Below are 12224 nucleotides of genomic sequence, written 5' to 3'. Positions count from 1 at the left end.
CTTCCAAGTGTCGTCCGACAAAGCTAATTCCCCCTCCCACGTCAGCGACCCGCAGACAGAGGAAGCAAAGCTTCCAAATGTCGTCCGACAAAGCTAATTCCCCCTCCCTCAGTCAGCAACTCCCAGACAGAGGAAGCAAGGCTTCCAAATGTCGTCCGTCCTCCAAAAAAAAATTCACTCTCTCAATCCCCAAAGAAAGAAGGACCAGCAATGATAACAATAAAATTCAACGGCAAACCCACCCAAATCCCTACATCAACCCCAATCACCACCTTCCTCACCACCCACAACTACAACCCGATCCATGTAGTAGTCGAACTCAACGAGGTCATAATCCCGAAAGACTCCTACCCCACCACAACCCTGTCACCCGATGACACCTTAGAAATCCTGACATTTATGGGCGGCGGTCAATAACCTTACGTTATTAACCCAACCCCACCCAACAACCCTTACAAATAAATAACCAAAAAGAAAAGAGGACAAAACAATGAACAACAACGACACATTCAAATTAGGAAAATACGAATTCACATCAAGATTTATCTTAGGCTCAGGAAAATATTCCCTTGAATTAATAGACGCCGCCGTAAAACAGGCAGAAGCACAGATAGTAACACTTGCACTAAGAAGAGCCAACGATGGCGGAATTGCCAATATTCTTGATTATATTCCAGAAAATGTAAAGCTTCTCCCTAACACATCAGGTGCAAGAAATGCAGAAGAAGCTGTAAGAATTGCAAGACTTTCAAGAGAATTATGCCACAGTGATATGGTTAAGATAGAAGTTATAAGAGATACTAAATATCTTCTTCCAGACAACTACGAAACAGCTAAAGCAACAGAGATACTTGCCAAAGAAGGCTTTGTAGTAATGCCATATATGTATCCAGACCTTAATGCAGCAAGAGATATGCAGAATGCAGGAGCTGCCTGTATTATGCCGCTTGCAGCACCAATTGGTTCTAACAGAGGTGTATGCACTAAAGATTTTATACAGATACTTATTGACGAAATTGACCTTCCAATTATTGTAGATGCAGGTATAGGTCGTCCATCACAGGCATGTGAAGTTATGGAAATGGGTGCAGCTGCGGTGATGGCTAATACAGCTATAGCGACAGCAGGAGATATTCCAGCGATGGCATCAGCATTTAAGAATGCAATAAATGCAGGACGTGAAGCTTATCTTTCAGGCCTTGGAAGAGTAAAGAAGGACGGTGCAAGTGCATCATCTCCATTAACAGGCTATATACACGAATAATAATGCAATAGATTACAGAAACGAGGATAATTATGAGCGACAGCAAAGATATGCACATCAATGAAAGTATATTGAGTGATGAAATAAGAGAAGATTTGAAGAAAAACAGAACTAACCATATGGAATATCTTCCAGATATGGAAGTACTTGAGTCAGATATACAGCAAAAAGTTATAGATGCTATGAACAATTATGACTACGATAAATATACAGCAAAGGATGTTCTTAATGCTATCAATAAAAGCAACAGGACACCAGAGGATTTTGCTGCTCTTTTATCACCAGCTGCACTTCCGTATCTTGAACAGATGGCACAGGCAGCCAAGGATGAGAAAGAAAGACATTTTGGTAATTCCATATGTTTTTTTACACCTATATATATTGCTAATTACTGTGAGAATTATTGTATATATTGTGGTTTTAACTGCCACAACAAGATTAAGAGAGCCAAGCTTAATGCACAGGAAATAGAGGAAGAAATGGAAGCAATTGCAAGGTCAGGCTTGCAGGAGATACTTATTCTTACAGGTGAAAGCAAGAAAATGTCAAGTGTGGAATACATAGGAGAAGCCTGTAAAATAGCAAGAAAATATTTCAAGGTTGTTGGACTTGAAGTATATCCTATGAATTCAGATGAGTATGCTTATCTTCATAAATGTGGTGCTGACTATGTAACTGTATTTCAGGAAACCTACAATTCAGACAAATATGAGACACTTCATCTTGCAGGACATAAGAGAGTATTCCCATACAGGCTTAATGCACAGGAACGTGCATTAAAGGGAGGTATGAGAGGAGTTGGTTTTGCTGCACTTTTAGGACTTGATGATTTCAGAAAAGATGCTTTTGCTACAGGTATGCACGCATATTTATTACAACGCAAATACCCACAGGCAGAGATAGCATTTTCTTGTCCAAGATTACGTCCAATAATCAATAATGACAGAATTAATCCTAAAGATGTACACGAAGCACAGTTATTGCAGGTCGTAACAGCATACAGATTATTTATGCCATTTGCCAGTATAACAGTATCTACAAGAGAGTGTGCACGTGTGCGTGATAATCTTATGAATATAGCGGCAACTAAAATATCAGCAGGTGTAAGTACGGGCATAGGAAGCCATTCAGAAGATATTGAAGAAAAAGACAGAGGCGATGAGCAGTTTGAAATATCAGACGGAAGAGATGTTAAGCAGGTATATGATGACCTTGTAAAAATCGGACTTCAGCCAGTTATGAGTGACTATATATACTGTGGCTGATTAAGATTAAGGAGATTAGGAATTATGCAGGACGTGATTGCAATTACTAACCGCAGGCTTTGTGACAGACCATTTTTAGAACAGATAGAAAGAGTATGCAAGCTTTATCCAGCAGCTGTTATTCTAAGAGAGAAGGATCTAAGTGATGCTGAATATGCTGCACTTGCTGCAGATGTGTATTCGGTCTGTAAGAAATATAACGTAAGACTGATATTGCATACTTATGTTGCAGTGGCAGAAAAGACTGGCATTAATGCTATACATTTGTCAATTGATAATCTAAGAAAATATCATAGTCAGCTTAAAGATAGTAATGTAGCTATAAAAGGTTGTTCAATCCATTCCGTTCAGGAAGCTGTCGAAGCGGCAGAACTTGGTGCTTCATACATTACGGCAGGACATATATATAGTACGGATTGTAAAAGAGGTGTTCCACCAAGAGGCCTGGAATTTCTGAAAGCAGTATGCGAAAATGTTAATATTCCAGTATATGCCATTGGTGGAATTAACATAGATGGCAGCCGCAGGCAGGAAGTACAAGAGTGTGGTGCAAAGGGAAGCTGTATTATGTCTGGAATGATGAAGGCATAAATAAAAACAAAGCTTGCATAATAATATTATAAAAATAATATAGTAAAAATAAGTTGACTTTTTGATAGAAAATGATACACTAATATTAGTAGTTGTTACTATTATTGGTGTATCATTTTTGATTTAAATCCAATAATGAGCGTGATTTATCAAATGGATATTATGTACATATAAAATATTAAACAAGTAACAGTATATAATGACAATATTAATTTAATGTAATTTGAATAGAGGAGTTACAATATGGCAACAGTAAAAAGAAGCAGACAAAGAGATGCAATCAGGAGCTTTTTGATGTCAAGAAAAGACCACCCTACGGCAGAGGTTGTGTATGATAATGTCAGTAAAGAGTTTCCTAACATAAGTCTTGGAACTGTATACAGAAATCTTACATTCCTTGTAGACAATGGAATGGCTATGAAAGTGCCGTGTAGTGATGGTTCGGTGCATTTTGACGGCAACGTGAACCCACACTACCATTTTCAATGTGTCAATTGTGGCAAAGTTATGGATTTGAACTTTGACTCACGGGAAGTTGAGAAGAATTTTAATGAAGCGGCGGCAAAGAATTTTGATGGTACAATCCAGGGAAATGTGACATTTTTCTATGGAGAATGTCCTGAGTGTATAGATAAGTAAAAATATTAATAGGAATTATTACTATTTTGCTTGACAAAGGAAATAAACAGTGTTATATTAAACTCACAAACAGTAATAATTACTATTTTTAATAAATTAAACAAGAAAAGGAGATTAAGATTATGAAGTATGTATGTACAGTATGCGGTTATGTTTATGAAGGAGAGTCACTTCCAGCAGATTATGTCTGTCCAGTATGTAAGGCACCAGCAGACAAGTTCTTAGCTCAGGGAGATGACAAGGTATGGGCTGCTGAGCACGTTGTAGGAGTTGCTAAGGGAGTAAGCGAAGATATTATTGAAGATTTAAGAGCTAACTTCAATGGTGAATGTTCAGAAGTTGGTATGTATCTTGCTATGGCTAGAGTTGCTCACAGAGAAGGTTATCCAGAAGTAGGTCTTTACTATGAAAAGGCAGCTTGGGAAGAAGCTGAACACGCAGCTAAGTTCGCAGAGCTTCTCGGTGAAGTTGTAACAGACAGCACTAAGAAGAACCTTGAGATGAGAGTAGAAGCAGAAAATGGAGCAACAGCAGGTAAGGTTGACCTTGCTAAGAGAGCTAAGGCTGCTAATCTTGATGCAATCCACGACACAGTTCATGAGATGGCTAGGGATGAGGCTAGACATGGTAAGGCATTTGAAGGTCTTTTAAAGAGATACTTCGGTTAATCATAAGCTGGTATATGAGTAGTATACAGTATCAGAATTAATGGTACAGTTAATTGGATAGCTTATATTAATCAATAGATTAATAAGGTATTATTACTGCCGTCAGTATTACACTGGCGGCAGTTTTTATATAATAGGAAATTTAATGTTATAAAATTCTATAGTAAGTCCCATTAAAACATTAAATGCCAGCGTGACATTTTCTCCAATATGTGATATTGTATATTCAATTAAGAGTTTCGTAGAAAATGGTCGAATAATAATGAAGAATAAAAGCTTGTTTTTTGCAAGTTAAACAAGTGCTGTTGGTGTACAGTGCTGGAATGGAGAACTTCAATGGAGAATGATTTAGAGCTGGAAGACAGAATACTTACAATGCTGTCAACCCAATATGAGGGGATTTATCAGATTGATATTGATAATGATAGTGTTCTGTGTATTTATAATAGGGGTAATAAGTTTAAGAAAGACGGTAATGTAGAGTTAGAACAGTGGGTTCAGAGAATGGTTGACAGATGTCATTATGAGGACAGAGGCAGGCTGTTAGATTTAATATCAGTAGAGGCAGTTAAAGGCTTTGGCAGTAACGATGAATTTAAGAAAAAGCTTGATGTAAGACTTATGTATGATGGTAAATATAAGTGGATATTAGTGACACTTATGTATGATAAGACATTTAACCAGATAACAGTGACAGAACGTGATGTATCACACAGATATGAATATTATGAGATAATAAAGCGTAAAAATGCTGAACTTAGAAAGCTTTTGCAGACAACAGAGCAGTATAAAGATGCACTTATGTCAGAGTCAATTGTTATGTATCAGGTTAATTTTTCAAAAGATACAATAGAAAATGGCATATATCAGCGAAAGAATAATAAAATGTATAGCGCACTCGATACAGTAGGTATTAGTACATCTAGTTCTTATGATGAATATTGCAGAAGGTGGCAGAAAAGGGTTTCCAAGGATACAATTGAAGATTATTTAAAGCTTGCAACGTCAAAGAAGATTATTGAACTATTTAATAATGGTAATACTATTGTATCTATTGATTACAGGACAATGGATACACAGGATACGGAGATGTGGATTGATAAGTCTATATATCTGTCAAAGGACAAGCTTACAGATGATATTTTAGGAATTATAAGCTTAAGAAATGTTACAGAAAGATATAGACAGGAATATTTGAAACAACGTCTGGAAAAGCAGGCATCACTTGACCTGCTTACAGGTCTTTATAATCACGTTACTGGAGAATTGCTTATAAAGAGCAGGATTGATAACAGCGCCCATATGTATTCGGCATTTGTTATATTTGATATAGACTCGTTTAAATTAGTTAATGATACATATGGTCATTATTTTGGCGACTGTGTTATACAATATGTTGCCAAGAGATTAGCAGAATGTACAAGGGAAGATCAGGATATAGCGATAAGGTATGGAGGCGATGAGTTTGTTGTATATATTGAATATAAAGACAGCGATAATATCGAAGATATCGTGAAGAGAATATTTAATTATGTAACAGATGAGTACGATGGTTATAAGATAAGCGTAAGTATGGGGATAAGCTTATCTGTTAATTGTGGTTTACATTATTATAATATGTACCAGTGTGCAGATAAAGCGTTATATGAAGCCAAGAAATCGGGACGTGGATGTTATAGGTTTTATTCTGAATAATAACAAGGTGTCACATAAAATGAATTATTTAATGTTAGTAAGGCAGTGAATAGTTCATTCGTGTGACACCATTATTTTTATAAGAGAATATTTATTATTATTAGATTTCTTCCACCAATATGTATTGCATTAAGTAATTATTTATAAGCATATTTCCTCAAGCAATTTTGCAGTAATAGCGACATCGTCCATAGATATTCCAGAGTAGTTGACAATTGCTATATGCGAATAATTATCAGGTGAATAGCTGTTTCCAGTTATATAGTCAGAAAGAAATGATATGAGAAGTCCTTTCTTGCTGGCTTTTTGCTTTAGCTGCTCATCAGTTAATTCTGTGTCGTATTTTAGGAGAAAATGCAGTCCCGAATTTTCCTCGTATATATTAATACGGTCTTTGATACTGCTTTTCATAAGCAGACCTATAAGATTATCCCTTATGTCACGGTAGTGATTGCGCATACGGTTAATGTGTTTATCAAGAAAGCCGTCTTCAATAAAATGTGCCAGAGTATATTGTTCAAAGTTAGATACTGTACAGGCATAGAAGCCAAGCTGCTGTTTGAAGCGTTCAAGGAGCGGCACAGGAAGAACCATATAACTAATTCTTATAGTTGAGGCAAGGCTTTTTGTAAATGTATTAAAATATATTACCTTGTCTGTGGCATCGATTGAAAAGAGTGATGGTATTGGCTTTCCCTGAAGTCGGAATTCACTGTCGTAGTCGTCCTCTATTATGTATCTGCCGTGCGAGTTGTTAGCCCATTGTAACAGACCATATCTTCTGCTTATAGATGTAACTATACCAGTAGGAAAATGGTGTGACGGAGATATCTGTATTATCTGGGAATTCGCAAGTCCAATGCTGTCAGGTATTACACCTTCATCATCCATATCAAGTGCGTTGACCTTGACACCTAATGAGCGGTATATATTTACGATTTTTCTGGAACTTGGATTTTCAAGTCCGTAGGCAAGGTCACGTCCAAGAAGCTGAACGATAAGCCCATATAAATATTCAGTTCCAGCACCAATAATAATCTGCTCAGGATTTACTGTAATTCCCCTGAATTCATATAGATGATGTGCAATGGCACGGCGCAGTTTCATAACGCCACCTGTGGGTGGAACATTGAGTGCATCATCGCCCTCATATGTAAGTACCTGACGCATAAGTTTTGCCCATACTGAAAATGGAAAATTATCTTTAGGGGTGTGGCTGTATACAAGGTTGACAGCTGCATTTTCCAGGGGAGCACCAGTATTTTCCAGGGAAGCACCAGCATTATTATTCACATTGTAAGGCTGGTTACTGCTTGAAATATTATTGAAAGCGGTATTCTTAAAAGAATGATTACCTGTGGTATTGTAATTATTATTAATCTCCGATACATAAAATCCCTTCTTAGGAAGTGAATATATGTAGCCTTCTGCAAGAAGCTGTCCGTAGGCATTTTCAACAGTTACGACGCTTATTCCGTGATTTTTGGCAAAATCTCTCTTGGAAGGAAGCTTTGTATCGGGTGTTAATTTGCCGGATATAATATCATCTTTAATACAGGTGTACAGATATTCGTAAAGGCTTTTTTTGTTTCTATTATCAAAAGAATATGTAAGCATATATTTATCCTCGTTAAATAAGGCAGGTTTATGATTACTGACTTTATAATTAATCAAATGATTATTAAGAATAATAATATCAGATGAAATATAATAAATCAATGGACATAAGATATGATATATAATAAAATTACTGTGTATACAAATATTTATAATATGTATGGAGGCTTAGTTATGAGTGATTATATTATTTCGTGTTGTTCTACAGCAGATTTAACAGAGGAACATTTTAATAAGAGAGATATACATTATATATGCTTCCATTATGAGCTGGACGGAGCAGCTTATATGGATGATTTAGGGAAGACAATAAACTTGGATGATTTCTATAAAGCTATGTCGGAAGGAGCTGATACTAAGACATCACAGATAAATGTGGATGAATATGAGACATATTTTGAAGAATTCTTAAAAGAAGGAAAAGATATACTTCATCTTACACTTTCATCAGGCATATCCGGAACAATTAATTCTGCTAATATAGCGGCGGAAACACTTAAAGAGAAATATCCAGACAGAAAGATATATGTAATTGATTCACTTGCGGCTTCATCCGGATACGGGCTGCTTATGGATAAGGTTGCTGATTTAAAAGATGAAGGTATGGGTATAGATGAGTTAAAGGACTGGGTTATTGAGAACAGATTAAAGGTTAATCACTGGTTCTTTACGACAGATCTTACATTTTTTATAAAAGGTGGAAGAGTGTCAAAGGTGTCAGGTTTCGTGGGTAATCTTCTTAATATATGCCCACTGCTCAATGTTAATTTTGAGGGAAAGCTTATACCTAGAGAAAAAATCCGTACTAAGAAGAAGGTTATTGCAGCAACTGTTGAGAAGATGATTAATAATGCCGAAAATGGACTTGATTACGATGGAAAATGCTACATATCAATGTCAGCGTGCAGAAAAGATGCAGAAGCTGTTGCAAAGCTTATAGAGGAGAAATTCCCTAAGCTTAACGGCAGGGTGGAGATTAATAATATAGGTACAACAATAGGAAGCCACACAGGACCTGGAACAGTTGCATTATTCTTCTGGGGCAATAAGAGAGTTGACTAACATTGTGGTTGTATATACGGTTATTTATAGCAATAACAGCACAATAGAATTAAGTAAAATAAGAAAAGATAAATAGTATAAGAAAATAAAATATCAAAAGAGAATTAACAATCAGGAGAGAATTACAATGAATAGATTCGGATTTGGAGCGATGAGGCTTCCGTTAATCAATCCAGATGATAAACAGTCAATTGATATGGACGAGTTAAAGCGTATGGTTGATATATATATGGAAGCAGGATTTACATATTTTGATACTGCATTTCCGTATCACGACCAGATGTCAGAAACAGCGTTAAAGGAAGCTTTGGTTGACAGATATGACAGGGACAAGTATGTATTTGCCGATAAAATGCCTACAGTGCTTATAAAATCAGGTGAGGAGTATCCGTTATATTTTAATAAACAGCTTGAAAAGACAGGCGTTGGATATTTTGATTACTACCTTATGCACAATATGGGCAGGGACAGATATTATAATACGGACAAGTGGGGTGGATTTGAATTCGCTAAGAAGATGAAAGCCGAGGGTAAGATTAAGAATTTCGGATTCTCATTTCACGATGATGCACAGTTCCTTGATATGATATTAACCAATCACCCGGAAGTTGATTTTGTTCAGCTTCAGATTAATTATCTTGATTGGGAAAATGATATTATCCAGTCAAGGTTATGTTATGAAACAGCAAGAAGGCATAATAAGCCAATAGCTGTAATGGAGTCTGTTAAGGGCGGGACACTGGCGAATCTTCCAAAGGAAGCAGAGAATATTTTAAGGGAATATAACAAGGAAGCCTCGCCAGCTTCGTATGCTTTAAGGTTTGCAGCTAATCTTGATGGTGTGTTTATGGTGCTTAGTGGAATGAGCAATTGTGAGCAGGTGCTTGACAATACTAAGATTATGGCAAGACCTCAGCCGCTTAACGATAAGGAAAAGGAGCTTCTTAAAGAGGTTGTAGCAATAATTAACAAAAGAACAGCAATTCCTTGTACTTCCTGTGGATATTGTATGGAGGTATGTCCTAAGAATATTAATATTCCAGGACTGTTTGCACTTTATAATAATTATTGCATTAATGACAATTTTTCCAATATGTATTATCAGAGGCTTATATATAATAAGGGAAAGGCTTCAGACTGCATTAAATGTCACAGATGTGAGAAGAATTGTCCACAGCACATACATATACCGGACAATCTTGAGCTTATAGCAAAACTAGCCAAATAAAGCTTATATTGTAAGCTTATATGTTAAAAGGTGTTCACCAATTAAGATTATTGTGTTATAATCCAATCTTGATATTATTTAGAAAATGTGTATACTACACGGAAATGAGGGCAAATATGAGTATGAATATAGTATGTTTAGATCTTGAAGGAGTATTAGTTCCAGAAATCTGGATTGCATTTGCAAAGGAAAGCGGTATTCCAGAGCTTACAAGAACAACAAGAGACGAACCAGATTATGACAAGCTTATGAACTGGAGACTTGGAATTCTTAAGGAACACGGTCTTGGACTTAAAGAGATACAGGAAACTATTGCAAAGATAGATCCACTTCCAGGAGCTAAGGAATTCCTTGATAAGTTAAGAGAAACAACACAGGTTATTATTATTAGTGATACATTTACACAGTTTGCAGCACCTCTTATGAAGAAGCTCGGCTGGCCTACTATATTCTGTAATACTCTTGAAGTAGCTAAGGACGGAACAATTACAGGCTTTAAAATGCGTTGTGAACAGTCTAAGCTTTCAACAGTTAAAGCACTTCAGTCTGTTGGCTTTGAAACAATTGCCAGTGGTGACAGCCACAACGATTTAGGTATGATTCAGGCTAGTAAGGCAGGTTTCCTATTCAGAACAACTGACCAGATTAAGGCAGATTATCCACAGCTTGAAGCATTTGAAGAATATGATGACCTCTTTGAGGCAATAAAGAAGGCTTTATAATTAGAGAATGGAGATAAGTGCTTAGCCATGATGGGCGTACTTTGAAAAGGCACGAATGGAGATATTATGTTTGGATTAAGTAAGAAGGAAAATGGCTTAAAAATCATAATAGTAGGCTGTGGCAAGGTAGGTGCGAACCTTGTTGACCAGTTAAGTAAAGAAGGACATGATATAACTGTTATAGATAAGAAAGCAGAGAAGATACAGGATATTACCAATATCTATGATGTTATGGGACTTGTAGGTAACGGAGCAAGCTATTCAACACAGATGGAAGCTGGTATTGAAGAAACAGATCTTATTATTGCGGTTACAGATTCGGACGAGCTTAACCTTTTATGTTGTACAGTAGCCAAGAGAGTTGGCAAATGTGCAGCAATAGCAAGAGTCCGTACACCAGATTACAGTGAGGAAACAGGCTATTTAAGAGAGCAGTTAGGTCTTGCCCTTATAATAAATCCTGAGCTTGAAGCGGCAAGAGAGGTTGCACGTATATTATATCTTCCAACTGCACTTGAGGTTAATTCATTTGCACATGGACAGGCAGAGCTTGTCAAATTCAAAGTACCAGAGGGTAATCTTCTGAATGGGCTTAGCTTAGCTTATCTTGGTAAGAATATTACTAATGATATTCTTATATGCGCAGTTGAAAGAAACGGAGAAGTATATATGCCTAACGGTGATTTCGTGCTTCAGTCAGGCGATGTAGTTTCATTTGTTTCAGAACGTCATATTGCAAGAGATTTTCTTAAGCAGATAGGCTTAGCAACCAGGCAGGTTAAGGATACTATGATTATAGGTGCAAGCAAGGCAGCATATTATCTTGCTAAAGAACTTCTTAATATGGGCATCTCAGTAAAGATTATTGAAAAGGAAAAAGAGAACTGTGAAAGCTTAAGTGTTAAGCTTCCTAAAGCTATAATTATTAATGGTGACGGCACAGACCCGGATATATTGAAGGAAGAAGGTATAGAAACAGTTCAGTCATTCATTCCACTTACAGGAATAGATGAAGAAAATATTATGCTGACACTTTATGCAAAGCAGGTATCAAAGGCTAAGGTTGTAACTAAGATTAACAGGGTTAATTATAAGCAGGTTATTAATAATCTTGATCTTGGAAGCCTTGTATATCCTAAATATATTACATCAGAAGCAATTATTGCATATGTAAGAGCCAAGAAGAATTCAATGGGCAGTAATATAGAGACTCTTTATCATATGTTTGATTCAAGGGTTGAGGCAATTGAATTCATTGTTGAGGAGAATTCAAAGGTATCTGGAGTACCTATTAAGGATCTGAAGTTAAAGAAAGATGTCCTTATCTCATTTATCAACCACAATGGACATATTATCATTCCTACAGGTAATGATGAGATTGAAGACGGCGATACAGTAATGATAGTAACTAAGAATACAGGATTTACAGGTATTGATGATATTGTAAGATAGGTGTAAGCAGGTAAAATAGAT

12 protein-coding genes are annotated in these 12224 nt (G+C 36.4%); 11 read left to right on the top strand and 1 reads right to left on the bottom strand.

Translation table 11 applies throughout. The features are described 5' to 3' along the window. Window positions 1-210 precede the first annotated feature (210 nt). The 7 genes from thiS to WMO14_RS08645 all read left to right on the top strand — a co-directional run bounded on the left by thiS (window position 211) and on the right by WMO14_RS08645 (window position 6122). Window positions 211-417, top strand: coding sequence for a sulfur carrier protein ThiS (thiS, locus tag WMO14_RS08675; RefSeq protein ID WP_116443582.1), 207 nt, complete (start codon window positions 211-213; stop codon window positions 415-417). A 73-nt stretch (window positions 418-490) separates the two neighbouring features. Beyond that, entirely contained in the window at window positions 491-1264 is a 774-nt protein-coding gene (locus WMO14_RS08670) for a thiazole synthase (protein ID WP_022501877.1), read from the top strand. A 32-nt stretch (window positions 1265-1296) separates the two neighbouring features. Further along, window positions 1297-2529 carry a 2-iminoacetate synthase ThiH gene (thiH, locus tag WMO14_RS08665; RefSeq protein WP_116443583.1) on the top strand — a complete coding sequence of 411 codons (1233 nt, stop codon included), beginning with the start codon at window positions 1297-1299 and terminating at the stop codon, window positions 2527-2529. Window positions 2530-2553: 24 nt separating this feature from the next. Beyond that, window positions 2554-3120 (top strand): thiamine phosphate synthase, encoded by a 567-nt coding sequence (locus WMO14_RS08660; protein WP_022501875.1) that lies wholly within the window; start codon window positions 2554-2556, stop codon window positions 3118-3120. Between the two features lie 243 nt (window positions 3121-3363). Next, the gene (locus WMO14_RS08655; protein WP_090139694.1) at window positions 3364-3759 is read left to right on the top strand and encodes a Fur family transcriptional regulator; all 396 of its coding nucleotides are present in this window, start codon (window positions 3364-3366) and stop codon (window positions 3757-3759) included. Between the two features lie 119 nt (window positions 3760-3878). Next, window positions 3879-4427 carry a ferritin family protein gene (locus tag WMO14_RS08650; RefSeq protein ID WP_055175846.1) on the top strand — a complete coding sequence of 183 codons (549 nt, stop codon included), beginning with the start codon at window positions 3879-3881 and terminating at the stop codon, window positions 4425-4427. 336 nt (window positions 4428-4763) lie between these two features. After that, entirely contained in the window at window positions 4764-6122 is a 1359-nt protein-coding gene (locus tag WMO14_RS08645; protein ID WP_349153679.1) for a GGDEF domain-containing protein, read from the top strand. Between the two features lie 141 nt (window positions 6123-6263). On the opposite strand, the gene pdxR is transcribed toward WMO14_RS08645, so the two are convergent. After that, on the bottom strand, window positions 6264-7739 hold the full coding sequence (gene pdxR / locus WMO14_RS08640; RefSeq protein WP_349153678.1) for a MocR-like pyridoxine biosynthesis transcription factor PdxR: 1476 nt from the start codon (window positions 7737-7739) through the stop codon (window positions 6264-6266). A gap of 174 nt (window positions 7740-7913) precedes the next feature. On the opposite strand from pdxR, the gene WMO14_RS08635 reads away from it, so the two are divergent. The 4 genes from WMO14_RS08635 to trkA all read left to right on the top strand — a co-directional run bounded on the left by WMO14_RS08635 (window position 7914) and on the right by trkA (window position 12203). Continuing rightward, window positions 7914-8801, top strand: coding sequence for a DegV family protein (locus WMO14_RS08635; protein ID WP_055175837.1), 888 nt, complete (start codon window positions 7914-7916; stop codon window positions 8799-8801). A 127-nt stretch (window positions 8802-8928) separates the two neighbouring features. After that, the gene (locus WMO14_RS08630; protein ID WP_318255728.1) at window positions 8929-10029 is read left to right on the top strand and encodes an aldo/keto reductase; all 1101 of its coding nucleotides are present in this window, start codon (window positions 8929-8931) and stop codon (window positions 10027-10029) included. Between the two features lie 122 nt (window positions 10030-10151). Next, the gene (gene thrH, locus WMO14_RS08625; protein WP_055175941.1) at window positions 10152-10751 is read left to right on the top strand and encodes a bifunctional phosphoserine phosphatase/homoserine phosphotransferase ThrH; all 600 of its coding nucleotides are present in this window, start codon (window positions 10152-10154) and stop codon (window positions 10749-10751) included. Window positions 10752-10817: 66 nt separating this feature from the next. Then, a complete protein-coding gene (gene trkA, locus WMO14_RS08620) occupies window positions 10818-12203 on the top strand; it encodes a Trk system potassium transporter TrkA (RefSeq protein ID WP_349153677.1) in 1386 nt (461 codons plus the stop codon). Window positions 12204-12224: the final 21 nt, after the last annotated feature.

The sequence above is a fragment of the Lachnospira rogosae (ex Hitch et al. 2025) genome, assembly GCF_040096455.1.
Classification (GTDB): Bacteria; Bacillota; Clostridia; order Lachnospirales; family Lachnospiraceae; genus Lachnospira; species Lachnospira rogosae.
The sequence above is the reverse complement of the archived record's forward strand: the minus strand, read 5'-3'. Positions and strand labels throughout refer to the sequence as shown.